This is a genomic window from Corynebacterium sp. LaCa_70 (genome assembly GCF_058182015.1).
This window is the reverse complement of the sequence record NZ_CP190914.1, coordinates 1,540,937-1,566,087: the sequence shown is the minus strand read 5'-3', so window position 1 is coordinate 1,566,087 and position 25,151 is coordinate 1,540,937. Positions and strand designations below refer to the sequence as shown.

19 protein-coding genes and 1 CRISPR repeat array (1 of these 20 cut by a window edge) are annotated in these 25,151 nt (G+C 56.6%); of the genes, 12 read left to right on the top strand and 7 right to left on the bottom strand.

Annotated elements, in window-relative coordinates; all coding sequences use genetic code 11:
* A CRISPR array of direct repeats spans positions 1-1,566; the repeat unit is 29 nt; unit sequence GGAATTACCTCCGCATGCGCGGAGAAGAG; it reaches 1,149 nt to the left of the window's first position.
* Positions 1,567-1,587: 21 nt separating this feature from the next.
* Genes cas2e through ACP8MI_RS07070 form a run of 4 tightly spaced genes read right to left on the bottom strand, consistent with a single transcriptional unit; the run spans position 1,588 to position 6,195 of the window.
* The gene (gene cas2e / locus ACP8MI_RS07085; protein WP_049149155.1) at positions 1,588-1,899 is read right to left on the bottom strand and encodes a type I-E CRISPR-associated endoribonuclease Cas2e; all 312 of its coding nucleotides are present in this window, start codon (positions 1,897-1,899) and stop codon (positions 1,588-1,590) included.
* Complete coding sequence (gene cas1e, locus ACP8MI_RS07080) at positions 1,900-2,835, bottom strand: type I-E CRISPR-associated endonuclease Cas1e (RefSeq protein WP_284590023.1); 936 nt, start codon at positions 2,833-2,835, stop codon at positions 1,900-1,902. It abuts the gene before it with no gap.
* Between the two features lies 1 nt (position 2,836).
* Positions 2,837-5,512, bottom strand: coding sequence for a CRISPR-associated helicase Cas3' (gene cas3, locus ACP8MI_RS07075; protein ID WP_425654240.1), 2,676 nt, complete (start codon positions 5,510-5,512; stop codon positions 2,837-2,839).
* On the bottom strand, positions 5,509-6,195 hold the full coding sequence (locus ACP8MI_RS07070; protein ID WP_147578965.1) for a type I-E CRISPR-associated protein Cas6/Cse3/CasE: 687 nt from the start codon (positions 6,193-6,195) through the stop codon (positions 5,509-5,511). The genes cas3 and ACP8MI_RS07070 overlap by 4 nt, the downstream gene beginning before the upstream one ends.
* A 255-nt stretch (positions 6,196-6,450) precedes the next feature.
* On the opposite strand from ACP8MI_RS07070, the gene ACP8MI_RS07065 reads away from it, so the two are divergent.
* The 5 genes from ACP8MI_RS07065 to ACP8MI_RS07045 are packed head-to-tail and all read left to right on the top strand — an operon-like array spanning position 6,451 to position 11,977.
* Positions 6,451-8,067 carry a type I-E CRISPR-associated protein Cse1/CasA gene (locus ACP8MI_RS07065; protein ID WP_425654237.1) on the top strand — a complete coding sequence of 539 codons (1,617 nt, stop codon included), beginning with the start codon at positions 6,451-6,453 and terminating at the stop codon, positions 8,065-8,067.
* Entirely contained in the window at positions 8,064-8,708 is a 645-nt protein-coding gene (locus ACP8MI_RS07060) for a type I-E CRISPR-associated protein Cse2/CasB (RefSeq protein ID WP_049168634.1), read from the top strand. Before ACP8MI_RS07065 ends, ACP8MI_RS07060 begins: the two co-directional genes overlap by 4 nt.
* A 20-nt stretch (positions 8,709-8,728) precedes the next feature.
* On the top strand, positions 8,729-9,814 hold the full coding sequence (gene cas7e, locus ACP8MI_RS07055; RefSeq protein ID WP_049168635.1) for a type I-E CRISPR-associated protein Cas7/Cse4/CasC: 1,086 nt from the start codon (positions 8,729-8,731) through the stop codon (positions 9,812-9,814).
* The gene (cas5e, locus tag ACP8MI_RS07050; protein ID WP_049149143.1) at positions 9,807-10,520 is read left to right on the top strand and encodes a type I-E CRISPR-associated protein Cas5/CasD; all 714 of its coding nucleotides are present in this window, start codon (positions 9,807-9,809) and stop codon (positions 10,518-10,520) included. The genes cas7e and cas5e overlap by 8 nt, the downstream gene beginning before the upstream one ends.
* A 20-nt stretch (positions 10,521-10,540) precedes the next feature.
* Entirely contained in the window at positions 10,541-11,977 is a 1,437-nt protein-coding gene (locus ACP8MI_RS07045; RefSeq protein WP_049149142.1) for a DNA polymerase IV, read from the top strand.
* Here ACP8MI_RS07045 and ACP8MI_RS07040 read toward each other — a convergent pair.
* Entirely contained in the window at positions 11,957-12,967 is a 1,011-nt protein-coding gene (locus ACP8MI_RS07040; RefSeq protein WP_249605917.1) for an asparaginase, read from the bottom strand. The two genes, ACP8MI_RS07045 and ACP8MI_RS07040, sit on opposite strands and share 21 nt — an antisense overlap.
* 139 nt (positions 12,968-13,106) lie before the next feature.
* On the opposite strand from ACP8MI_RS07040, the gene ACP8MI_RS07035 reads away from it, so the two are divergent.
* Positions 13,107-13,733, top strand: coding sequence for a WKL family lipoprotein (locus ACP8MI_RS07035; RefSeq protein ID WP_018119865.1), 627 nt, complete (start codon positions 13,107-13,109; stop codon positions 13,731-13,733).
* A 248-nt stretch (positions 13,734-13,981) separates the two neighbouring features.
* Here the strand turns inward: ACP8MI_RS07035 and ACP8MI_RS07030 are convergent, their stop codons facing one another.
* Positions 13,982-15,655, bottom strand: coding sequence for an L-lactate permease (locus tag ACP8MI_RS07030; RefSeq protein WP_018119864.1), 1,674 nt, complete (start codon positions 15,653-15,655; stop codon positions 13,982-13,984).
* A 724-nt stretch (positions 15,656-16,379) separates the two neighbouring features.
* On the opposite strand from ACP8MI_RS07030, the gene ACP8MI_RS07025 reads away from it, so the two are divergent.
* Positions 16,380-18,029: an HNH endonuclease signature motif containing protein gene (locus ACP8MI_RS07025; RefSeq protein ID WP_144736187.1), complete on the top strand. Its 1,650-nt coding sequence runs from the start codon at positions 16,380-16,382 to the stop codon at positions 18,027-18,029.
* Between the two features lie 28 nt (positions 18,030-18,057).
* Here the strand turns inward: ACP8MI_RS07025 and ACP8MI_RS07020 are convergent, their stop codons facing one another.
* Complete coding sequence (locus tag ACP8MI_RS07020; protein WP_186310210.1) at positions 18,058-19,191, bottom strand: hypothetical protein; 1,134 nt, start codon at positions 19,189-19,191, stop codon at positions 18,058-18,060.
* A gap of 64 nt (positions 19,192-19,255) precedes the next feature.
* On the opposite strand from ACP8MI_RS07020, the gene lspA reads away from it, so the two are divergent.
* Genes lspA through dnaE form a run of 5 tightly spaced genes read left to right on the top strand, consistent with a single transcriptional unit; the run spans position 19,256 to position 25,150 of the window.
* A complete protein-coding gene (gene lspA / locus ACP8MI_RS07015) occupies positions 19,256-19,795 on the top strand; it encodes a signal peptidase II (protein ID WP_284571808.1) in 540 nt (179 codons plus the stop codon).
* On the top strand, positions 19,785-20,720 hold the full coding sequence (locus tag ACP8MI_RS07010; RefSeq protein WP_049149128.1) for an RluA family pseudouridine synthase: 936 nt from the start codon (positions 19,785-19,787) through the stop codon (positions 20,718-20,720). Before lspA ends, ACP8MI_RS07010 begins: the two co-directional genes overlap by 11 nt.
* Before the next feature lie 28 nt (positions 20,721-20,748).
* Positions 20,749-21,345, top strand: coding sequence for a hypothetical protein (locus ACP8MI_RS07005; protein WP_018119859.1), 597 nt, complete (start codon positions 20,749-20,751; stop codon positions 21,343-21,345).
* Between the two features lie 11 nt (positions 21,346-21,356).
* Positions 21,357-21,548: a hypothetical protein gene (locus ACP8MI_RS07000; protein WP_018119858.1), complete on the top strand. Its 192-nt coding sequence runs from the start codon at positions 21,357-21,359 to the stop codon at positions 21,546-21,548.
* 23 nt (positions 21,549-21,571) lie between these two features.
* Positions 21,572-25,150 (top strand): DNA polymerase III subunit alpha, encoded by a 3,579-nt coding sequence (dnaE, locus tag ACP8MI_RS06995; RefSeq protein ID WP_049168640.1) that lies wholly within the window; start codon positions 21,572-21,574, stop codon positions 25,148-25,150.
* Position 25,151 lies beyond the last annotated feature (1 nt).

Genomic DNA, 25,151 nt, shown 5'->3' with positions numbered 1-25,151 from the left:
AGAGAATCTTCAGGAATTACCTCCGCATGCGCGGAGAAGAGAAAAACTCGTCCCGGAATTTGTCTTGCAGATTGGAATTACCTCCGCATGCGCGGAGAAGAGTTTTGAATTTTTAAAATTCTGCGACCACGCGCGGAATTACCTCCGCATGCGCGGAGAAGAGGTTCCGAAACATGCGTTGCCGCGTGTGCCATTGGAATTACCTCCGCATGCGCGGAGAAGAGTTGATCTCGTTCCACAGTGGAACATCGGAGTCGGAATTACCTCCGCATGCGCGGAGAAGAGTTGATCTCGTTCCACAGTGGAACATCGGAGTCGGAATTACCTCCGCATGCGCGGAGAAGAGTGGTGCAGCGAGCTTTGCCTGTATGGCTGCGAGGAATTACCTCCGCATGCGCGGAGAAGAGGGGGGTGGTGCTCGCCCAAGCCGATACTGAGGGGAATTACCTCCGCATGCGCGGAGAAGAGGTCGTTATTCCTTGCGGCAGGGGTAAGACCTAGGAATTACCTCCGCATGCGCGGAGAAGAGTGCAAGCTGCTTGGAAAATCGCGATCTAGTGTGGAATTACCTCCGCATGCGCGGAGAAGAGTTCACGGGCCTAGCAGCCGCCGCGCGTATACCGGAATTACCTCCGCATGCGCGGAGAAGAGTTTTCATGCTCTTCTATATACGGAGCCGCGCGGGAATTACCTCCGCATGCGCGGAGAAGAGTCACCCCATTCCATGAATGGGGTGAAAACATTGGAATTACCTCCGCATGCGCGGAGAAGAGTCCCACGCAGCAAAAACGGCTTCTTTTACCCAGGAATTACCTCCGCATGCGCGGAGAAGAGGCGCGCTTAATCGTTTGTGCCAAGTAGTCTTCGGAATTACCTCCGCATGCGCGGAGAAGAGCTGCTGTTCCCAGATTCTTAGCCATGGTCTAAGGAATTACCTCCGCATGCGCGGAGAAGAGGTAGGCGCGGTTGAAGGCGCCGAGCATGCCTGGGAATTACCTCCGCATGCGCGGAGAAGAGCGATTGAGCCACCTTGTGATCGGCGTTGCCATGGAATTACCTCCGCATGCGCGGAGAAGAGAATGAGGTGCATTAGCGGTTCCTTTCCATGGTGGAATTACCTCCGCATGCGCGGAGAAGAGGAAAGACATGCTTGCAGTATCACGCCGTTGCTGGAATTACCTCCGCATGCGCGGAGAAGAGGTCGCTTGGTGCGGGTCCACAGCTTTTGCCTCGGAATTACCTCCGCATGCGCGGAGAAGAGTGCATCCACCTATTAATAAGCCGCTTGACTTCGGAATTACCTCCGCATGCGCGGAGAAGAGGATATTCACATGAATAACTACAGGGTCTACGGGGAATTACCTCCGCATGCGCGGAGAAGAGCATCGTGACTAATCCGGCCCTCCCGGAACATCGGAATTACCTCCGCATGCGCGGAGAAGAGAGCTGCGCTTTTGGGGTGTTGTAGCGTTTGAAGGAATTACCTCCGCATGCGCGGAGAAGAGGGCAACAGTGCTTCACCTAACGCGGCCTTAGAGGAATTACCTCCGCATGCGCGGAGAAGAGACTGCGTTACCTGCGGAAACTTTAGCGGTTGGCGTCGTTTTGTGACGCTACAGCCGATAAGGTCGCGGGTAACAACATGCCATCTAAGTCTATTATATTTTTGCGCTGCGGACCAAGAGTGTTAACAGCGAATCCTTGCTCTCTACTGGAATCGCTGTTGATCATGGTTAAGCTGCCGCGATCGATTGCTTCGGCACAGCGCTTCCAAATATTGTCGCGCACCCTGCGAGAGATATTGCCGACATAAACACCGGGATCCACCTCTATCAGGAATCTGCTCAAATACCCGCGCAGATGGTCAGGAAGATAAGTAGAAGTCAATACTAAAAACATTTATTTATCTTTCCCATATTGAGTATGTCCCAAAACCTCGTCACCGCGCCCTGCTACTAGCCGGTCATCATCGCGTGCGGGTAAGTGCGGCTCCAGAATATGCATGAGCGTAGACAACATCTCTTTGAGAACTTGATTTCCGTGAATCTCCGTTCTGACGCGACGACGTAGTGCCTCAGCAGGGTTGTCTTCCTGTGCGGCAGCAAACGCTGCGGGAATTGATAACTGCGGTTTATAAAGATCCGCAAGATCAAATAATAAAGCCCGAATATTGCCGCGATGAATCACTCCCAGAGCAGGATTAACTCCGATGGCATTACACGCTGCCACAGCGCAACCATAAAGCAAAGAGTTGGCGAGGTTAAGCCCCTGGTTAACAGGATCTTCAGCATCAGTACGGCGTCGGAAATTCTTGATGCCGTATTTACGAGCTTGCTCTTGATATTTCATTTTCATCATCCGTCCCTCGATGCCGCGCATCACCTTAATGCTGGATTCTTCGGGGTCGAGTTCAAGACCAAGCTGCTTACGATAGAGATACACAGCCGCTTTCCGCTGATTCGTTTCTGAAGACACAAGCTTGGCTTGCGCGATAGCCCAGCGGGCCGACTGTGTCAAGGGGACCGAATAGCTATACGACGGGATTCCTCCGCCGCCAGTGAAAAGTACAGTGGCACCTGCACGCGTGCACGAGGTCATCGCTGCCGCGGAAATGCTAGTGCCAGGCCCTAGCTGCAACACCGCAATCCCGGAGACTGGTATCTGAATCGCCTGTTCACGCTTATTGTCATTATCTTGTGAATAAGCGACGACGCCTGTGCGGTTTTGCCGGATGAGACAATATTCTAGATACAGAAAACTGACGCGGTCTTCCAAGCGGATTTGATGGTCAGCTGGAATTTGCGCGAATGTGAGCGCTTGCTCCGAATACGCCATGTTATGCCTCCGGCTGGGGTCCGATAAATCCCAAGAAAGCGTCGTAAAGGCCGTCGGCAGGCACAAACACATAACGACTGAGGATCGTCTTCGCCGCTGCAAGCGAGGTCGAATGCTCACTAATCTGTGCAAATTTACGAGCACGAATAGGCATTGAGCCTTTCATCGCCTGCCTGATGGCAGTTTTATCGGAGCCGTCAACACTCAGTAACTCTTCTGGGGTGCCAGGCCACGCGCCAGGTAATTGGGAATCACTGCTTCCGATGATCACTTGAACAGATTCTTCTTCAATATCGCGGGTGCGTAGTTCATCCGCGTCAGGGCTAAGCATGCCTTCCTCCGCGCGCAACTCTCGGGACAGATCGTCCAGCCATTGCTCCGGATCCAGAAGCTGGGACATTGAGTATGAACGCTGCTTGCCTTTCGAGCGTTGTAGAAGGTGGGCAGCATTTTGTTCGTACTCGGCAGCAGTCGCGTCCGCCCTTTCCAGATCTTTCATGCTCACGGTGGCGGCTTCGACGAATGGTTGACAATCATCGGGGAAACAAATCTCTTTATGATTGCTCAGCCATTGCATAGTCTTTTCCATCTCTGCCTCGTAATAGGGCAGCGCACCGCCTTTGGCGAAATCCATGGCGACGATTCGAACCATTTTATGCGGAGCTTTCGGTATTCGAGACCAGCGATGATCATCTGCATGACGCCATAAGCGCCCAAGGCGTTGAAGCAAAGACGAGGAGGGGCACAGGTCGGTCGACAGCATATCTAGATCAATATCTAAGGAAGCTTCAATGGCTTGGGTTCCCACTACGGTTAGCCCCTTGCCGTCGCCATTCGGGCCGCAGCTGCTGGTCAAGCGTTCCGCGTTGATGCGTCTGTGCTCGGCTGTCATGGCCGAATGCAGAAGAATAACTTTGTGCCCGTCGGCAGCCAGTTCGCGTGCCACCTCTTGTGCCCAGGCGACTTGATTGCAGATAATCCCGATGCGCGCATCGGGGTGTGCCTGGCGCTGGTGTTGTGCCCACGACACGTGCGCGGAGACCGTGCTGTTGGCCGTGGAAGTTTCAACTTCCAAAAGAGTCTTCGAGGCTGGGCTAGAAAAACTTTGTACGGACTTACTACGCGGTGGAGCTGATGAGGCTGGCAAAGCTGATGAGGCTATGGCTGGAAAACCGAAATCGTCGGTAAAATCTGTTCCGGTATAAGCACGGTATGCTTCGCGTAACTGCCATCGCGGCATAGTAGCTGTCAGTAGAGTGACGCGGCTGTTGGTTGCCCCCACCCATTCGAGCACGGGGCCCAGCAATTTCATCTGATAATGGTCAAGGGTGTGCACTTCGTCGATGACAATGTGCGAATTTGCTAGAGCGAGCAGCACTAGGTGCAGCCATTTGATGGGTAATCCCGCTTTCAAGCATTGGTCGACGGTGGCAACGCTTACCGACGCCAACAGTCGCGAGATGCCGGAACGAACAAAAGATGAGGGGAAAAGCCCTTCATTTTGCTGCATTGAGGGTTCGGCATGATCCGTGGAATCATCGAATGAAGTCACGGGAGTTGTGTAAAAATCTTCGATCGACGCCAGTGAATGAGCCAGTGAAGCGACGTTGCTGGTGCTGGAATACGCCTTTTGCACACGTCGCATGAGCGCATTCGTGGTGGCCTGCGTCGGAAGTAAAAACAGCAACCGTTCGTGGCGCCGAGCATGACGGAGCAGCGCAGCTTCCGTCTTACCGCTACCTGTTGCACTCATGACGGCAACGAGACCAGCGTCATTGTCACGCGTTAGCCGCTGCACCTCGTATGGCTCACGGCCTGGACCGAGGATAGCGTCCTGGGCAGCTTCTTGTCTGGGCCAGCCTTCGTAAATGCCAAGAAATTGTTTAATATGCGCTGGTGCGTGCGATTTCTGTGCGGCGAACCAGCCTGCATAGTCGTTTGCTGGAATGGTACTTTGCTGGAGATCAGCTTGTGAGCGCTGTACCCAGTTGGTGTGGGAGGCCAGGCGATCTGCAAGAACAGTCAAACCGCTGAGCAACAAACCCACCGTAACTGGTGCTTGCTCCGGGAGAGTGCCGTGATCGATGCCTAAAGCGTCGTAAAACTGCGCGGAAATTTCCTCCCGTTTTTCCTTCCATCCTGGAAAGTTCAGGCAATCATCGACGGTAGCGCTATCCAATCTGCGGTCCCGTGAATTGCTCAACGGAAGCCGAAAGAATCCATGGTGACCCAGCGCAGGCAGGATGTGCCAGGCCTCGCCAGTAGTCAGCTCGTCTAAACGGATATCCGACAGCGATAAGGCAGAGACCTGCTCGTGCCTGCGAAGCGCAGCAAGTTTTGCCCATCTGTTACTCCGCGCGGCGGGAGGAAAATCTACGTTTTCTTCCCGTGCAATCTGGTCGCGGACGGCTTGCCAAACCTCTCCAGATTGGGCGAGCTGGCCTTGGAAAAGCGGATTTGCCTTTCCTATGTCGTGGATACCCGCTATCGCAGCGACGATCCGCGGTGCCTCTGCGCCCAATGCCTGAGTAATTTGCTCTTGCAGCCCTGGGCGCAGCCAGTGATAGAACAGTTGTTCTGCGATAGCCGCGGTGTCCAGCAAATGACGGATAAGCGGATAACTGGAATCGAGTCCGTGCCGCTTAGCCCATATGGTGTCGCCTGATTGTGTGCTCATGACAGCGCCCGCACCGTTAAGAAACCACAGCCATAGGCTTTTTCGCGTCCGACGCCTTCTAACAGAAAAGCAGCAAGTTTTTTGGGTGATTCGACTATTCCGATGCCATCAATTGTGTCGAGCTGAAGCGTCATTCCGGATCGTGTGTGAGGAGCATCCTGCAAGACTTCCCGTACGTGGTTTGTCATCTCCACGCCGTGTAAAGCGCCGGCAAGTTTGTTGCTCAGCCACATCTCTAAGTTTTGCGAGTAGTCAGTTGTGTCGTCGCTGTCTTCGTCGATTTCAATGGGAACAGGGGTTACCTGTACACGCTTTTTGCCGCCGCTTTCAACTGTGCGGCGCCTGACGGCATTGACGGTAATCCGGAAACTGACCGTCGTACCATGCTGTAATTCTGGCAGAGAGATGTGTTTGGTCAGCGCACCGTCAAATTTCTCGATATTTTCCGGAGCCACCGAGGACTGCACCAGAAAGAATGGGGCTTGACCTGGTAGTGCGTCCAGCCGGAATAATATGTTGGCATCTTTCCGTACGGATTTTCCTGACAGAGCGCCAAATAATGACATGACAGCTCTGTGCCGAAATGTTGGTGAATTGATGTCCCAAGCGTGTTTAGCATGCTCATTATTGTGTCTTAAGAGGGAATGGACGGGAATTTTTGAGAGGTGAACTTCGGCTGACATATTTTCCTTCTTGGCGACGAGGTCTGGCGTTATACTAAATGCGTTCTCCGCGTCGGCGGAGGTGTTTCGTCATAGTTTCTGGTTTGAACTCACTTCTCCGCGTTAGCGGAGGTAAATACCGGGAGAAGACCCGGGTGTTTTTATTATAACTCATAATTTCTTGTTTGGTGCCGCGCTATAATCCTGTTAATCTTATGTTTATCAGAAAAACTTGAAGTGTTTCACAGAAAAACTGGAAGAAATGAGTTCTCTGGCATGGGGATAAACGCCTTAACGGATGTGCGATTTCTTGTAACGCAAGAATCGCACGCAAGCTTGCGTGAGTATTTACTGAATTGCCATCGCGCAGAGTGGGCACTACACAAAGACATCGCTGGGTTTCGCTATACCGCACAGCTCCGACTAGCAGCGTCCGTCGCGGCAGTCGCACTGCGTTACGTTGACAACTTGCCCCGTAAAGTTCGCTCACGGGCATTGCTTGAGTCTGGTTTTCCGGAGCATGCTGTCGATGCCGCATTACAAGATGTGGAACCGGGAAGTGACTTGTTTTCTGAACGGCAGCCATTCATGCAACGTCCGGCAAAGACGCCAAGAGGGCCCAAAGATACCGCGCGGGCGTTGGGGCCGCAGCAGCAACCCGTGAAAAAGCTTTCGCCGTCCATGCCGCCGGATGAAGCAGAGACGTATTGGAACCTCGGCGTGGGCGCACCGAGTTCATTGCCCCTGGAAAAAGCGGTGCTGGAACTGGTGACGTATCACCACATGTCCATGGCAGGCAATAATGCGTACGACGGTGATAAATGCCAGATGGGTGCACCCGCAATGCGTTATGTGGGTGCAGATTACACCGCGACGGAAGCGTTTATCCGAGGCGAATCCGATCTCGCAACGCTACTACGATTAATTCCTAAGCACTGGGTGGAAGGTACTGGCCTGCCAGCTTGGGCCGACCGTACCTGCGAACAATCGTTGGTTGATGACGGCGAGATGCAGATTGCCCATCCACTGTGGGCTGCTACCTGGAGTTCGAATGCGCCGGCTTGTTACTGGGAGGGCGAAGAACTCCATGGCGTTCGCACGGGAGGTATCCCGGAGGAGTGGTATCGCAAATCTGAAATGGGAACCACTAAGGAAACCCGAAAACAGTGGTGGGATACGCGTAACCAGGATGATCCGTTTTATCTGTACATGCCCGATGAGCAAGGCCAACTTAAAGTACAACGCCTTGATTTCGGCCGGGATGGCACAGAACTAGCAGTTGAGTGGGCAGCAGAAGGTAAGACCGGAGCGTTATTGCAACCACGGCTGCCGCGAATCTTGGATCGTGCTCCGGACGAAGTGCCAGTCGTTTTCGTGCGTCATTACATCGCAGGTACTGCAAGTTCACCCAATATCCGAGCCAGTGAAATTTTTGAGACTGACCAAAAAGTGTGGGCTTTTGCTATTGATCCCTGGTTGCGGCGTGACGTGCAAACACAAGCAAAATATATTCAACAACTCAATGCTGCCGTCCGGACACCATTTGGACGAAAGCCAAGTTCCACAGCGGCATTGGTATACCTCGACGATCTCGCGGACCGTCGAGGTGATATCGAACAAGCTTTTTGGCGCAAGATTCGCGCTGTCTACGTCGATATCCTGCAAGAAATCCGGCAAAACTATCAGAGCACTGATGATGAACCATCTCCGTTTGAGCTGCCGGCCAACCTTACAGAACGGTGCGTGCACGCGGGGTTGGAGGCCTTTGACGAAGTAGTTAACCCACATTCCCTGCAAGAACCAGCCCGAATTGCTTTTGTCCGAAGCAACCTGCAGCGGCGCTTATGGGGGATATCGAAAAAGCACCGCAATACTTCACAGGAGAAATCATGACCGAATACCCACCACATAGCGAACCGGAAATGTGGCAAAAGGAATTAAGCGCAATTTTGCGGCAGCGCCAAGCAGCACGAGAGACACACCAGCCGCAGTGGCGTCGCAAACGAGCCGAACTACGCCGTGGCCTGTCTCCTTTTACTGAGTACTACGCCTACCCACACGTACTGCCGTATCTTCCGGCTGACACGAACGATACGCAGAAAACGATCTTCATCCGTCTATTCGCGTTAGTGGCGGAATACGACAAAATTCCTGCCGCAGAAAAATCCAAACAGCGCGGAAAACAATACAGCTTGGGCGCGTGGGCCCAGCGAGTTTCTGCCGTACTTGCCAACAGCAATGGCCAAAACTTTGCCGTTGATCCCGGCAACATGGATGCCGTCGGCAAGCGTTTGCAATTTCTCCATGCACTTGATGCAGAAGAAGCCATCACCAATATCGGGCGCATTATGGCACTGGCTGCAGATAAAAATAATGTCCCGGCGCTGGATTATTTCGACCTCTTCCACACGATGCTGCGCTGGGGCAATGGCTTTAGCGCAGAATCCCAGGCTGTACGTCGTAAGGTACTGCGCGAGTACTTCTCGGTGACTCCCGACGACAACACCAAAGAAGTCCATAAAACTACCGCTTAAATTCCTGAAAGGAACACACCATGTCTCACCACTTGACCCTGCACATCATTTCTCCGATCCCATTTAGTAACTTGAACCGCGACGATACGGGGACCCCGAAGCGCGTGAACCAAGGCGGCGCCCTGCGGGCTCTACACTCCTCGCAGTCCATCAAACGCGGAATTCGTAAGGCTTATGAAACCGCATCTTTGGATCTGTCGGTACGTTCCGGTGAACTCAGCGAAGCCATCGCCGAACGTGTCAAGCAGATTGATGCTGAATTGGATGAGAAAAAGGTTGCAAAAGAAGCGAAAGCAATCGTCGGCAAGCTGACGAAAGCGGAATCGACTGATAAAGAATCGAACCGCTCCATTTGGTTATCACAAGAAGAAATTGAGACCGCCGCGCAAACCGTGGTAGAAATTCTCAGCCCGCAGGAAGATGCTGAAAAGGCAGAAGTGCAGGATTTCATCGACGGTACCAAGACCGGCTCACTGGCGATTTCTGCTTTTGGTCGTATGTTTGCCAATTCACCGCAGAACAACACGGAAGCCGCCCTGAGCGTTTCACCGGCAGTAACCACGCACGCTGCAAGCATCGACACGGACTATTTTTCCACCGTCGACGACCGCTACGAAGAACAAAACAAGACCGGCGCCACCTTCTTGGGAGTCAGCCAATACACCAGCGGAGTTTTCTACCGCACAGTCACCATCGATAAAGCCCAGCTACGCCGGAGCTGGTCGGCGTTCGATAATCCCGACTCGCGTGACAACGTAAAAGAGCTCGTGCGCAGCATTGTCTACGGCCAGCCCCGTGGTAAGGAAAATTCCACTGCACCTTATACGCTGCCAGCAGTCGTTTTCGCCGAAGAACAGCGATACCGCACCGCTTATGACTTTGAATCTCCGGTGACGGCCGCGAAAAACGGTGGCTTCCTAGAATCCACCGTGAATGCGTTGGGTGAACAATACCAGCGAGCACGGTCCTTCGATGCCAGCAACTTTGGCCCGGTTGAAGCGCTGTCGGGTACTTATCCTGAGTTGGCAGGAGCACTTCCAGGTGTGGAACCAGTAGGGCTGGACCAGCTTATCGATACAGTTACCGAATGGGTGTACGATGACTAGTTCGGTATACCTCAGGCTCGCCGGGCCCGTGCAATCCTGGGCGAAACCAGCGGTGACTGGCAACCTAGTACGCACTAATCCAGTACCGACGCAATCGGCTTTGCAAGGAATGGTGGCTGCTGCTTTAGGTGCACCGCGTGGGCATTGGCCGGAGTGGGTAAACGAGATTGATTTCCGAGTCCGGGAAGATCACCCACCGCAGTTTCTGGATGATTTTCATACCATTGGCTCGCGGGAGGATGAATGGGATTTTCGGCGGCGTTTGGCCATCACCCAGGGGCTGCGGGCATCCTCGGCGAAAAAACTAGCCTACAAACCCGGAGTAGGCGCCACTGTTATTTCCCAGCGCACCTACCTCGCCGATGCCGAGTTCCTCGTGCAGGCAACAGCGCAAGGACACACCGAGGAACTCGATTATGCTTTGTCCAATCCCGAATTTTCCATTTATTTAGGCCGAAAAGCGTTCGCAGCATCGTTCCCGTTTTATCTGGGGGTCGGTGATGCCAATGTGCTTACCCAGCTGCCCGCGTTAGCCCGCAATGAGCAAAAAATAACGAATGGAAAAGTTTCGGTGAAGCTCTACCAACACGCACTCGGACAGGCAGCCGCACCCGCGCAGACCATGGTGCCTGCAGCACGCAGCCGAGCAGAATGGATGGATAAACTGCGCCCATTCGAGTTGGTCCGTCGGCAGACGCAACACTAGGAGCCACTAGACTGGAGGGCATGCAGCGCTGGGTCATTCACATCGACATGGACGCATTCTTCGCCTCCGTCGAGCAGCTGACCCGGCCCACTCTGCGCGGCCGTCCCGTCATCGTTGGCGGCATGAATGGCAGGGGAGTTGTCGCAGGTGCTTCCTATGAGGCCCGCAAATTCGGGGTGTCGTCTGCGATGCCGACGTACCGCGCGCTGCAGCTGATTGGCTTCGGTGCGGTGCAGATTCAACCGCGCAAGGCCGTGTATTCTGCAGCCAGCAAGCGCGTATTCGAGCTGATTCACCAGCGCGTGGACCTGGTAGAACAGCTTTCCATCGACGAAGCTTTCATGGAACCAACCGAACTCATCGGAGCCACCGCGGCAGAGGTCAAGGACTGGGCGGATAATCTGCGCGCAGAGATCAAAGACATCACCGGTTTGCCGTCGTCGATTGGGGCCGGTTCCGGCAAGCAATTCGCGAAAATTGGCTCGGGCCAGGCGAAACCGGATGGCTCCAAGATCATTCCTGTCGACGAGGAACTGGAATTTTTGCACCCGCTGCCCGTCGGCAAGCTGTGGGGCGTAGGCCCGGTCACGGCGTCGAAACTCCAGGCCATTGGCGTGACGACGATCGGCGACCTGGCGAAAATGAGCGAGCGCGAGGTGAAAATCTCGCTGGGCAGCACCGTCGGCATGGACCTGTGGTACCTGGCGCGCGGCATCGACGAGCGTCCCGTGGCCCCGCGAGCGGAGGCGAAATCACATTCAGCGGAACAGACCTTCGCCAAGGATCTCACCACCGCCGCTGAGGTCGACGAGGCCGTCGGGTGGGCCGCGGAATCAGCGCACAAGCGTCTTCTTGCCGACGGCCGGGGCGCGCGCACGGTCACGGTGAAGTTGAAGATGGCGGATTTCCGCACCGAAACCCGCTCAGCCACGCTGCCGTATGCCACCGACGATGCCGAAACCTTGCGTGCGCTTGCCGGGACTGTCGTGCGCTACCCGGCGGAAACGGGCCCGGTGCGGTTAGTCGGCGTGGGGTATTCCGGATTGGAGGTCGCCCGGCAAGACGTGTTGTTTCCAGAACTCGATCGCGCGGCCCAGCGGCAGGTGTCCGCGAGCGCAAACGGTGGTCTGAGTATGGAAGAACCCACTATGGTCACCGGCATTCCGGGCGCGGATGGGGCAGTGATCACTGATGCCGGGGAAGCCGGAGATACCACGCCCAGTGCCCCGGAGCTTCCCGGCAGTCATTGGCGCGCGACCCAGGATGTGTTTCACCCAGATTTTGGTCATGGCTGGATCCAAGGCAGCGGGCACGGGGTGGTTTCGGTACGTTTTGAAACCCGCGCGACCGGGCCTGGTAAAACCCGCACCTTTGCCGCCGACGATCCACAGCTGGTGCCCGCGGACCCACTCGATTCGCTGGCGTGGGAAGACTGGTTAATCAAAGCACCGGAATAATTCCTCCGGGTTTATGCCGGTAGCCAGGGCAATAATCAATGCCAGGCGGGCTTGTCCCGGGTGCACAGTGCGCGCAGAAACGGCGCCGTACTCGGCTAAGGTAGCACCGCCGCCGCCACCGCCATAGGCTAATTTGACCGCACCTTCTGGCACGCGCGTGGCCACGACCACGGGGATACCCTGCTGCACGGCGCGCTGGGCAGCGTGGCCCAATTTGGCCGACAAGTTTCCGGAACCGAGTGCTTCGATGACCAGACCGTCGGCCCCGGCATCCACGGCGTGCTCCAGCAACTCCGCGGTGGCACCCGGGTAGCCAGCAATAACGGGCACAAAATAACCGGAGAGTACAGGTATTGCAGGGGAAGCAGAGCTCGGCGAAGGCAACGCCGAAGCGTCCACGGAAACCGCATCTACTGAAACCGAAGGGCCGTGCGCGGTGAAGGCTGCAAGTTCTGAGGTGTGCCGTTTGTGCACCGCAGTAGCAGGCAGGTTCTTACCGGCGAAATGCACCTCGACGGTATTCGTTGCCACGCCCGCTGGCTGAGCATTCGCAGAACCACGTGTGTTTGCGGCTAATTCCACCGCCCGGTTGATGGCGCCTGCCAGGTTGCCGGGCCCATCGGTGCCCGGGTGGTCAAATGCGCGTTGTGCACCGGTAAAAACCACCGGGGCGCCGTGCACCAGCAGGGCGGTGGCGAAAGCTGATTCCTCCATGGAATCGGTTCCGTGCGTGACGACGACCGCGTCGACTTCCGGGTCAGCGGCGTGCTTCGCAATCGTGGTGAGCAGCGTGTCCAGCTCTGGCAGACCAATCGACGACGAATCCAACTGCAGCGTATCGTGGATGCGAAAGCTCAGGTCGTCGGCAAGCGAATTCCGTGCGGCGTCGACAAGCTGGTGGCCGCTGACCGTCGGCACGAGGGCCCCGGTGTGATCGGCGGTGCAGGCGATGGTGCCGCCGGTGCAGATGATGGCGATCTGGCGAGTCATAAATTCAAGTATAAAAGGCGCACGGGTAAGATTTCTTCGAGCGCTCCGAGTCTGAACGCTATGGCCGCTGCATGCGATGATGCGTGCACGCTCTGGCTTCGTTCTCGATAACGCCGATGTCTATTTTGGAGGATAAACCGTGAAATTCACGAAAACGAGCATCACCGCCGCCACTATTGGTTTGGCATTGACCCTTGCAGCGTGCTCTGACGACGCCGAAAATGCGGACACCGCCGCCGAAACCACCAAGAACGCAGAATCGAGCACCAAGGCGGAAAGCGCCCCGGTCGATCTGCCAACCGCAGAAGAACTCAACGGCGTTTTGCAGCGTGCATCTGATCCGAATCTTCCGGCAGAAGAGCGCACCAAGACCGTCGAAGGTGGCGAAGACTTCCCAGAACTGTTTGATACCTTGGCCGCCGCGAAGGTCGAATCTGGCGCTAACTTCGAAGTGCAATCTGTTTTCCCTGGATACACCGATGACACCGCGTTGACCATCGTCGGCTACACCATGCCGGATCGTGAACCACAGACCGCCGACAATGTCGAGTTCATCCACCAAGACGGCCAGTGGAAGCTCTCGCGCGAATGGGCCTGCGTCTTGGTCACCAACACCGTGGAACCGGAGCAGGTGCCGGAGATGTGTCTGCATGACGGCGTCGACGTGCCACCAAACGAGGCAGAAGTTATCGAAGAAGGTCACCCTGGCCACCCTGAGGGCCACGACGAGCACGCAGAACAGCCGGCGGAGCAGCCTGCGCAGTAGCGAGCTTTTCGGACTAGCACGTGGGCTAGCTTTCGGGGCAGCTTTTGGCGTTTAACCCAGCTGCTGCGGCGATTGGGCCACCTGATCACAAGGCTCGTGCGGCATGGCAATTTGCCGTACGGCGTCGGCAAGTACATCCTGCGACAAGCACGGCGTCGACATGAGGAAGGCCGCCCAACACCAAGTACACGGTGTGCGGGCGGCCTTTTTGTTGCCTACAGTTTTGTTGCCTGCTGGTTGCGTGAGTTTTAGTTCACGACGGGCGCCATCCAGGACAGAATGTTGGTCTGCAAGAAGACCAGAGTGCAAAGTCCGATCAGCAACACGATGGAGTAGCCGACGACGGACTTGAAGATCGCGCTTTCTTTGCCTTCTAGGTTGACGGCGGTAGCGGCAATGGCCAGTGATTGTGGCGAGATCATCTTGCCGACGACACCACCGGTGGTGTTTGCTGCCAGCAGCAGGTCTGGATTCAGGCCAATGTTATTTGCGGCGGTGACCTGCAGGTTGGCGAATAGCGCGTTGGCGGATGTGTCGGAACCGGTAATCGCGGTACCGACCCAGCCCAGAACAGGTGCGAGGAAGCCGTAGACTGCGCCGAGCGAGGCCACATAGGCGCCCATAGCCACGGTCTGGCCGGAGTAGTTCATGACGTACGCCAGTGCCAGAACCATCACGATGGTCAGCGCGGTCCAGCGCATCTTGTAGGCGGTGCTGGTCAGCTCGCCGACGACGTCGCTCGCATTCACGCGGAATTTACCGTTGTGGTTGAAGATGCCGTACACAACCGCCACGATGATGCCAGAAATCAGCAGCAGCGTACCCGGGTTGTTGATGATCTTGAATGTATATGAGGTGTCGATGACACTGCCGGTAGCGCTGACGAGGCGGTCGGTGAGCAGTGGCCAGGCGAAGGAAATCTTTGGTTTGTCCAGGATTCCCGGGATGGTTTCGCCCAGGTTGGCCAAGCCGAAGATAACGGTCACGACGGCGTACGGCATCATGGCCATCCACACGCGGTTTTTGGTGAGAACTTCGCCATCGTCTTCGCGCTCTGGGATGTCGAGGCGCTTGCGCATTGCGGCAACGCCTTTCGGCTGCCAGACACGTAGGAAGGCGAAGGCGGCACCCAGGGAAACCAGGCAGGCGACGATGTCGGTGAGCTGGTACGCGAAGAAGTTCGACGCCCACCACTGCGCGATGGCGAAGGCACCGCCGATGACTGCTGCGGCTGGGGCGGCTTCGCGCATGCCGCGGGTGCCGTCGAGGATGAACAGCAGGATGAATGGCACTAAGAACGCGAAAAATGGTGCCTGGTGGCCGACGATAGCCGCGATGTTTTCGGTCTGTTCGACGGTGCGGCCACCGACGTTACCTGCGGTGGTAATCGGGATGGCGACGGCACCGAAAGCTACCGGTGCGGTGTTGGCCAGCAACACGGTGGTGGCAGCTTTGAGCGGCTTGACTCCCAGGGCCAGGATCATGGTTGCGGTGATGGCCACCGGTGCGCCGAATCCGGCGAGTGCTTCCAACAGGCCACCGAAACAGAAGGCAATGAGGATTGCCTGGATGCGGATATCACCGTTGCCGAGGGCGTCGAATGTGCGACGTAGATCCTCGAAACGGCCCGACGCCACGGTGACCTGGTAGAACCAGATCGCCATCATGATGACCCAGACGATCGGCAACAAGCCGAACAGACCACCGCGGAATGCCGAGGAAATCGCGGCGTCGACAGGCATGCTCATGCCAAAGATTGCGATGAGCAGGGCCGCCAGCAGTGCTGCAGCGCCGGAGGTGTGTGCGCGTGCTTTCACGAACAACAGCATGACGAAGAAGGTCACCAGTGGAACGGCGGAGACGAGCGCTGTGAGCCCGAGACTTCCTCCGATCGCTTCGGTATTAACCATAAATTGGTTCATGGGAGACTCCGAACTGTGAGGTGGATAAAAAGCTTCGTAGTGAGGCTGTAAGGCTGTAGCGCTGAGGCTGGCCAACGGGGCCTTTCAGTCTGTACGAAGTTTTACGTGCTCAGACGCGAATGCGGTGGCGGCAACAGCGGCGTATGCAGCAGCTCATGCAGTGTGCGATCGGCACGTAATCAGATATGTAGTTGAAGCCCAGGGGCTAGGTATTTGTTTTTAGCAGCAGAAGCAGGCATTCCACGTGGGAGTTCCGTTCCTGCTGCCGAAATACTGCATGTGGCTAAATCGATTCAGTTATCCCGATGGTTGGGCTGAAGCGGTAATTCAAGTCACGAAAACGACGTTAACACAGCGTAATTCACGAAATTGAATTACCTGCAAAACCCACTTTCTTGGGGCTTGATATGCGGGGTTGGTGAGTGGGGCCGTTATACGGGATTGGTGTGCGTGGTCGGGTCATGGGCGTGGGGTGCTTGTCGACGAATGGGGGCTCCGGGACTTCGTCTGTTATCCCTGTTCGGCCATACGTTGTTCGAATAAAGGTTCTTTTTTGGGCGGTGGGTGTGAAGGTCCGGTTTTAGTGTTTGGGTGGTGTTGGTTGGAGTCTGGTGGGATCCGCCTTTCGGAACTTCATGAGTTTTCGAACACTATTGCTTAATTGGATTGTGTTTAGTAGGGTTTAACTATCCTTAGTTAGTAAATTATTTCGGGGGAAGGAATCATGGACAGTAACCACAGTGATGACCACAACAACAAACTCGACGGTGATGACTTAGACGATGACGTTGCGGCTTTGCCGCGGTTCCCGGAACCGTTTTATTCTCACTGCAACCCTGACAACCAGCAAGCGTTAGTTGGACTAGAGTTGCGGCGCCAGGAATTCTATTTTTGGGATGGACTGATAGATACCAACTACGGTGATGTTGATGAGCTTTTTACCGGCCTGATAGCAGATACTGGTCTCTCGCCGTACCGGGTCGAACAACTCGTGCATGCTTTTGTGCGCATGCGAGAATTGCCAAAGTTGTATGAGTTAGCGACTCGGATGTGGCATATCGATCTAGAACGCTGGATTTCTATTGATCGGGCGATGGATAAAGCAGGCGATGCCGACGCATCCCTTTACCGGCATATTGACGCAATGCTGGTGAAATACCTGTACCCAAAGAAACCAGGGCAGGTGATGCCCACAAAAAATGCGATTGCGCGAAGAATCAGTAAAGAAATCGAAGCACTGGATTCTACGGTCGCTGATAAACCGCGACAAGCTGACCGGAAAGATTTTGAGCACTCTGATATTCCCATTAGCCAGCGTAGCGGTGATAATGCGCGGAGTTTCCGCTTCGATACGGATGTGGCCACATCCGCCACAATCGATGCCCGCATTCGGGCGCACGCGAAAGACACGGGGCTTTCGATGCGTGATGCCACTGTGGAATTACTCCTTGGCACTAGCGGGCCGAAGGTGAGCCTGCAGTGCTACCGGGCTAGTGATATTCCCGGTGCCCCAGTGTTTGTTTCCACGGATACAGCGACCGCGACTGGTGCAGGCTACGAGGTGGTATTCGGTAAGCAAGCCGAGGATCTTGCTAGTCGGGCAACCAAGATTGTGGATGTCGATGATGCACTGACCTTCCAGGTCGCCAGTTACGTGGCTACTTCCGCGATGCGGGCAGCAGTAGTGGGCAGGGATGGCACGTGCCGGTATCCCGGTTGTAGCAAGCCTGCAGCAACATCGCAGTTGGATCATGTCATTGAGTACGACGAGGGTGGGCCAACCACACCTGCGAATTTGGTGGTGCTGTGCCAGCATCACCACAACATCAAAACTGATCGCCGAGTCCGGCCTATTTTTGAACCAGCTTCGGGAACGGTGGTGTGGTTGTTTGCCGATGGTTCGTGGTCATCGACTGAGGCGAATGGTCCGCTGGCGAAGTCACAGCGGAAATGGGTGTGCACGGTGGCAGACCAGGTTGCACGCTACCGGCAGGAGCGCAGGGAACAAGCCCAGGCGGATAAGATTCGGCAAGAAAAACATGACGCCGACCGGATGGCGAAGATGCGTGAGCATGATACGCGGCGAAAAACCGAGCAGGCACAAGATCCTGCCCACAACGGTAAGCCGTCGAGGAAAACCTATTTCGGTGTTGATGTCGGTGCTGGTGCTGGTTCGGGCTTTGGTGCTGTATCCGGTCCGATTATTGATCCGTTTGAAGCAGCCCAGGAAAGCACTCACCGGCAGTACCGGAATGAAAAACAAAAAACGTGGTTGGAACCACTCGGACCGGAAAGGATTGATGACCACATCGTGGACAAAGAGAAAGCCGTGGGTCGCACAACCGGTAGCGCCTCCGGTGAGCCATCATTCTAAAAATCCGCGCGCACGCCTACTTCGCCGCCTATTTTGTGCTCGTAAAACGCAGGCGAGTCGAGGAATCCTGTACGACGCTGGCCTCGCCGCTCTCATTGCCGTATACCACGCGAGTGGTGAAATCGAGCTCGCCGGAAACCGGCAACGGCTTATGCACATCAACAGTCAGCGAACCCGTCGAACGCGTATCCGTACTGGTCACATTCAACGTGTCATCAGCAAAACCATCCGCACCAGCCTGGCCCTCCAACGACAATGCACCCAAAGCAGGCCGCTGCTCGACGGCAACATCCAACGTGATTTCATCGCCAGCAATCTCGGTGACGGTAAATGTGGTGGTCTGCAGCATGGTGGCCTCGCCAGCCACGCGCGAATCCACCGACCACTCGGCACCCACGCCAACCGGTTCCTCCGGGAAAATCACCGGAGTAGAGACCAACTTCGTCAAAGACTGTTCCATAATCGCACGGGCTTCATCGCTCGCTCGCTCCGGAGCAGCCAACAACAGCGTATTCAACTGGCCATTCGACTCAGCCAACCAGCCGAAACCAAAACCATCGGCAGAGGCAACCTCTGCCGAATCACCAGAAATCTTCGGGTCCCGCACCCGGAAATCCACATGCCTTGCAGAATCCGCGCCCGGAGTCGACTCATCAAATCCCTCCGGAACCAACACGGAACCAGCAACCGGCAGGGTGGTAGTCACCATCTCACCAGCCTGGGGGGCCTCGGTGACCAGCTGCTCATTGCGCATCACCAGTTGCTCGAACCCTTCCGACACCTCGACATCAACTGCCTGTTCGGCATCGACATCGTCATACGCCAAGGCCACGCGCTCACCCTCACCAGTGGAGACAACTTCGATGCGTGGAGGGTCAATAGGCAAGCCGACCGCCTGCTCTGTGGCGGGAGCCTCACCGCGACGCTCACCAGCGCTACCAGCTTTATTAGCGCTACCTGCGCTATTTGCAGTTTCCGCACTACCGGAACCATCAGCACCAGCCCCGTCATCACCGCACGCAGCCAACACCAGCGCAGAAGCGGTCAACAGGGAAGCAGCGGCGACGCGTCGGGAAACACCAGAGCGTCGAGACGCGCCAGAGCGTCGAGAAGAAGTCCGTCCGGCGGAAGCGAATGGGGCACAAACAGCAGCAGAAATCACGACCGCCAGTCTAACCAGCGCCGCGATTTCACGTAAAACCCCACTTTCAGGAACAATAAAACCCGTGACTAGGTTAAAAACGTTGCCAACTCGACGACGCGCACCCTACCTGCGGCTCATGCTGCTGATCATCGCGGCCGTCGTCGCGTTCGATCAAGCCAGCAAAATCGCTATCGAAGCTGCACTACAACCCGGTCAAGCACTCCACATCATCGGCGACTGGTTCCGCTTCCTGCTGGTCTACAACCCGGGCGCGGCATTCTCACTGGGCGGTGAATCATCGACCTGGCTGTTTACCACCTTCCAACTGGTCTTCCTCGTCGGCGTGCTCATCGCAGCACCGCGCATCGACGACCGATTCCAAGCAATCGCGCTGGCCATGGTCGCAGGCGGCGCGGGTGGCAACCTTGTGGACCGGCTGCTCCGCGAACCCGGTTTTTGGTTTGGCCACGTGGTGGATTTCATTTCCGTGGGTGATTTCGCCATCTTCAACGTTGCGGATTCGTTCATCACCGTCGGCGTCGCACTGTTTTTGCTCGCGGTATTCACCGAAGAACGCCGCGCACGCAAAGCTGATGCTCAGGAGGCCGATGATGAGCACTAATTCTCGCGAAACCCGCTCACTTCCGGTGCCGGAAGGCCTAGCCGGAATGCGTGTCGACGCCGCGCTGGCCAAGTTGCTTGGGCTCTCACGCACGGTCGCGGCCAGCTTGAGCGCGGACGGGGACGTGCTTGTCGACGGTGTGGTCGTCGGCAAGTCAGACCGTTTGCACGAAGGCGCCTGGCTGGAGGTCACGCTGCCGGAACCGGCGAAACCACTGGTGCCGAAGGAAGAACTTGTCGAAGGCATGGACATTCTCTACTTCGATGATGACCTTATCGCCGTGCACAAACCTGTTGGCGTGGTCGCGCACCCCACCGTCGGCTGGGAAGGACCGACTGTCGTGGGAGGCCTGGCTGCGGCCGGTTTCCGCATTTCGACGTCCGGCCCGCCGGAACGCAAGGGAATTGTGCAACGCCTCGACGTCGGCACCTCGGGGGTGATGGTGGTCGCGGCCTCGGAGCGTGGCTATAGCAGCCTGAAAAATGCGTTTCGCCAGCGCACCGTGTCCAAAACCTACCACGCGCTGGTGCAAGGGCTGCCGGATCCGATCGAGGGCACCGTGGACGGCTCCATTGGACGCCACCCGAGTTCCGGCTGGAAGTTCGCGGTCACCGACGACGGCAAACGAGCCATCACCCACTACCGCCTGCTCGAGGCATTCCGGGAGGCCAGCCTGTTGGAGATCTCCCTGGAAACCGGGCGCACCCACCAGATTCGCGTGCATATGTCCGCGCTTGGCCACCCGTGTTGTGGTGATCCGATGTATGGCTCCGATCCGAATCTCGCGCAGCGCCTGGGGCTCAACCGCCAATGGTTGCACGCGGTCAAGGTCGGCTTTCACCATCCCGCTGACGGGCACTGGATGGAAATCGAGGCGCCGTACCCGGACGATCTTGCAGACGCCCTCGGCAAGTTGCGGCAATAGTTGCGAGATACTGGATACTGGGCACACGATGTTTACCCGCACTCTCGGTGAACTGCTCGTCGTTGCTTCGCTGCTTGCGGGGCTGATGTGGTTGGCGGGCGGCGATGATTATGCCCGCCCGCGGCCTTTCGCCGGCGATCACCTGGGCCAGCATGCGCAGCAGCCTGATGCCGAGTACCAATCGCTTGCCGACGACTCCCTGGCCACAGCACTCGCCGACGCGCCAGGGCACAATGCCTTCGCGATGATCTCTTTCACCGAACCGCTCACCGGCGCAGAAGCAGGCGCACTCGTCGCAGATCTCCACCGTGTCGGCACCGTCATCACGCAGGATTTACACATCCTGGATCTGCCGGAACCCACCGAAGCCAGCACACGCGTTGCAGCCGGTAGCCGCGCCGAAGTTTTCGCGAATGTTCTCGCTAACACTGTCAGTGCTGCCTCAGATGCGACAACGCCGGGCATCATCGCCGTCGTCGCCTATGACACTCCGAGGCACCTAGCACCGCTGGCGAATTCCCCGCACGTCTATGCCGTCGAGGTATTGCCGCCGGATGCAGTCTTCGGGCAGTTCGGCATCAGCCCACCGCAGGTTACCTTCCACCCGCCTGCGAGTGTCGGCTAGAATCCATGGCTATGAAGAAGCGAGAATCGATCACGTTTAGCGTCGCACTGTTGGCGATTTTTGCGGGCTGTTTCAGCTTGGTAATCGGCGTATTTAACGGCTCTTTTGCCTGGCCAGGCCTTCTTGCAGCAACCTTGGGTGCGGTTGCTGCTTTTTCTGTTTTGCGAGCTCATGCGCGTGCAGAACAAGCACTGGAGTCCTAGCGCCCAAGCGTTAGAATAACTCCATGGCTAAAAACTCCTCTTTCGTTCATCTGCACAATCACACCGAATTTTCCATGTTGGATGGAATGGCCAAGGTGGATCTGCTGTCGGAAGAGGTCAACCGGCAAGAAATGCCTGCCGTCGGCATGACAGACCACGGCAATATGTTCGGCGCGGATGCGTTTTATCGCCGCATGACGTCGAAAGGCATCAAGCCGATTATCGGAATCGAGGCCTATATGGCCCCGGAATCCCGCTTCAATAAAAACCGTGTGCGCTGGGGAACCCCGGATCAAAAGCGTGACGACGTCTCCGCCTCTGGTGCTTATTTGCACCAGACCATGCTCGCGGAAAACGCTACGGGCCTGAAAAATCTGTTCAAGCTGTCCTCGCTGGCATCCTACGAGGGCCAGCTTGGTAAGTGGCCGCGCATGGACGCCGAGCTGATCGCCGAGCATGCCGACGGCATCATCGCGACCACCGGCTGCCCGTCGGGTGATGTGCAGACTCGCCTGCGCTTGGGCCAATTTAACGAGGCCTTGGAAGCCGCAGCCATGTGGCAGGACATCTACGGCAAGGACAATTATTTCCTGGAGCTGATGGACCATGGCCTGGACATCGAAAAGCGCACCAGGGATCAGCTGCTAGAGATCGGCAAACGCCTGGACTTGCCGCCGCTGGTGACCAACGACTGCCACTATGTCCTGCAATCGCAGGCCAAAGCCCACGAGGCGATGCTGTGTGTGCAGACCGGCAAGACGTTCCAGGACCCGGATCGCTTTAAGTTCGACGGCGACGGCTATTACATTAAATCCGCAGCCGAAATGCGTGAGAGCTGGGATCATATGGTTCCGGATGGATGCGATAACACGCTGTGGATTGCCGAGCGCGTCGGTGATTATTCCTCCATGTGGGAAGAGCACTCGCATGACCGCATGCCGGTGGCGGATGTGCCAGAAGGTCATACGCCGACTACCTGGCTGCACCACGAGGTCATGGAGGGCCTGGCGGAACGATTCCCGGGCCAGGAGGTGCCTCGTGAATACATTGAGCGCGCAGAATATGAAATCGAAGTTATTGACGGCAAGGGCTATCCGTCGTACTTTTTGATCGTCGCCGAGATCATTAAATATGCCCGCTCTGTGGGTATTTGGGTGGGCCCGGGCCGTGGCTCGGCTGCGGGTGCGCTGGTGGCCTACGCGCTGACGATCACCAACATCGACCCCATCGAACATGGCCTGTTGTTCGAGCGATTCTTGAACCCAGAGCGTCCGTCGGCACCCGATATCGATATCGACTTCGACGACCGCCGACGCGGAGAAATGATTACCTATGCCGCAGAGCGCTGGGGCGAGGACAAGATTGCGCAGGTGATCACCTTCGGCACGGTGAAAACCAAGCAGGCGATTAAAGACTCGGCGAAGGTGCACTTCGGGCAACCCGGTTTCCAGATGGCCGACCGCATCAACGGCGCGCTGCCTGCGCCGATCATGGCGAAAGATATTCCGCTGTCGGGCATCATGGATCCGGAGCACGAGCGCTATTCCGAGGCCACCGAGGTGCGCAACCTCATCGAATCCGACCCGGACGTGAAAAAGATTTATGACACCGCCCGCGGGTTGGAAGGCGTGGTGCGACAGCCGGGCGTGCACGCGTGTGCGGTGATTATGGCCTCGGTGCCGCTGATGGAGCACATCCCGATGTGGAAGCGCAACGCGGATGGTGCGATCATCACCGGATGGGATTACCCGGCTTGTGAGGCCATCGGCCTGCTGAAGATGGACTTTCTGGGGCTGCGTAACCTGACGGTGATCGGTGATGCGTTGCGCAATATCCGGCAAAACCGCGGCGAAGAAATTGATCTGGAAACACTCACGCCTGACGACGAGGCGGTCTCTGAGGTGTACCGGCTGCTGTCGCGCGGCGAAACCCTGGGCGTGTTCCAGCTGGACTCCACGGGTATGCAGGAGCTGCTGAAACGCATGAACCCGACGGGCTTTAAAGACATCGTCGCCGCGCTTGCGCTGTATCGCCCAGGCCCGATGGGTGTTAATGCCCACTTGGATTACGCCGACCGCAAAAACGGACGGAAACCGATCACCCCGATCCATCCGGAGCTAGCGGAACCGCTGGAAGAGATCCTGGCAGAAACCTATGGTCTGATCGTGTACCAGGAGCAGATCATGCGTATTTCGCAGAAGTTGGCGAATTACACCGCTGGTGAGGCGGATGGTTTCCGAAAAGCCATGGGTAAGAAGAAACCAGAAGTGCTGGCCCAGCAGTACGAGAAGTTTTCTTCCGGAATGGCAGAAAACGGCTATTCCAAAGATGCCTGCGATACCTTGTGGGGCGTTATCGAGCCGTTCGCGTCCTACGCGTTCAACAAATCGCACGCGGCGGGCTACGGGCTGGTCTCGTTCTGGACGGCATACCTGAAGGCCTACTACACCGCGGAGTACATGGCTGCGCTGCTGACTTCGGTGGGTGATAAGAAGGATAAATCCGCGATTTACCTGGCAGACTGCCGCCACCTGGGCATCAAGGTGATGCCGCCAGACGTGAACGAGTCGGATGTCGAATTCATGGCCGTCGGCAAGGATATTCGTTATGGCATGGGCGCGGTGCGCAATGTTGGTACGGAAGTGGTCAACTCGATTATTAAAACGCGCAAGCAAAAAGGTGCCTACCGTTCTTTCGGCGACTATCTGGACAAGATCGAGCTGTTGCCGTGTTCGAAGCGGATTACCGAAGCTTTGATCAAAGCCGGTGCTTTTGATTCGCTGGGGCATCCGCGCAAGGGGCTGATGCTGATCCAGGAAGATGCCGTCGACTCGGTGCAATCGACGAAGAAGGCCGCGGATAAAGGCCAGTTTGACCTGTTCGCCGGCATGGGGGGCGATGATAGCGAGCAAAACGCGTTTACGATTACCGTCCCGGACGAGTCGTGGGAGCGCAAGCACGAATTGGCGCTCGAACGAGAAATGCTAGGGCTGTATGTTTCTGGCCACCCGCTCGACGGCTTCGAACAAGCACTGGCTGCCTATACCGATACCGCGCTGACGACGGTGGTCTCCGGTGAACTTCGGCCAAAGCAAAATGTCGTCATCGGCGGCATTATTTCGAACGTTGACCGGCGTTTTTCCAAGAAGGACGGCTCGCCCTGGGCGATTGTCACCATTGAGGATCACCACGGCGCGCAGGTGGATGTGTGGGTCTTTAGCAAGGCTTATTCGCTGGTCGCCGAAGACATTGTCGAGGACAATATCGTGCTGTTCAAAGCGCAGATCCAGGTCTGGGGTGACGGTGACCAGAAAGTTATCGGTAACGATATGCGCGTGCCCGAGTTGGGACGTGGCGGGGGAGCAGGCTTACCGTTGCGCCTGCACTTGAGCACGCAGCAGTGCTCGATGGAGGCGATTGCCGCGCTGAAATCCGTGCTGCTGGATCACCCGGGTGATACTGAGGTCTATTTGACGCTGAGCCATGGCGATGCCGAGGAAGTCTTGGTACTGGGAGATCACTTGACCGTGGAGCGCTCTAATAACCTGATGGGGGATCTGAAGGCCACGATGGGTCCTGGCATCGTGATGGCGCAGACTTAGT

Coding starts and splice junctions, on each gene's coding strand:
- cas2e (WP_049149155.1), bottom strand. CDS start 1,899: ATGTTTTTAGTATTGACTTCTACTTATCTTCCTGACCATCTGCGCGGG.
- cas1e (WP_284590023.1), bottom strand. CDS start 2,835: ATGGCGTATTCGGAGCAAGCGCTCACATTCGCGCAAATTCCAGCTGAC.
- cas3 (WP_425654240.1), bottom strand. CDS start 5,512: ATGAGCACACAATCAGGCGACACCATATGGGCTAAGCGGCACGGACTC.
- ACP8MI_RS07070 (WP_147578965.1), bottom strand. CDS start 6,195: ATGTCAGCCGAAGTTCACCTCTCAAAAATTCCCGTCCATTCCCTCTTA.
- ACP8MI_RS07065 (WP_425654237.1), top strand. CDS start 6,451: ATGGGGATAAACGCCTTAACGGATGTGCGATTTCTTGTAACGCAAGAA.
- ACP8MI_RS07060 (WP_049168634.1), top strand. CDS start 8,064: ATGACCGAATACCCACCACATAGCGAACCGGAAATGTGGCAAAAGGAA.
- cas7e (WP_049168635.1), top strand. CDS start 8,729: ATGTCTCACCACTTGACCCTGCACATCATTTCTCCGATCCCATTTAGT.
- cas5e (WP_049149143.1), top strand. CDS start 9,807: ATGACTAGTTCGGTATACCTCAGGCTCGCCGGGCCCGTGCAATCCTGG.
- ACP8MI_RS07045 (WP_049149142.1), top strand. CDS start 10,541: ATGCAGCGCTGGGTCATTCACATCGACATGGACGCATTCTTCGCCTCC.
- ACP8MI_RS07040 (WP_249605917.1), bottom strand. CDS start 12,967: ATGACTCGCCAGATCGCCATCATCTGCACCGGCGGCACCATCGCCTGC.
- ACP8MI_RS07030 (WP_018119864.1), bottom strand. CDS start 15,655: ATGAACCAATTTATGGTTAATACCGAAGCGATCGGAGGAAGTCTCGGG.
- ACP8MI_RS07025 (WP_144736187.1), top strand. CDS start 16,380: ATGGACAGTAACCACAGTGATGACCACAACAACAAACTCGACGGTGAT.
- ACP8MI_RS07010 (WP_049149128.1), top strand. CDS start 19,785: ATGAGCACTAATTCTCGCGAAACCCGCTCACTTCCGGTGCCGGAAGGC.
- ACP8MI_RS07005 (WP_018119859.1), top strand. CDS start 20,749: ATGTTTACCCGCACTCTCGGTGAACTGCTCGTCGTTGCTTCGCTGCTT.
- ACP8MI_RS07000 (WP_018119858.1), top strand. CDS start 21,357: ATGAAGAAGCGAGAATCGATCACGTTTAGCGTCGCACTGTTGGCGATT.
- dnaE (WP_049168640.1), top strand. CDS start 21,572: ATGGCTAAAAACTCCTCTTTCGTTCATCTGCACAATCACACCGAATTT.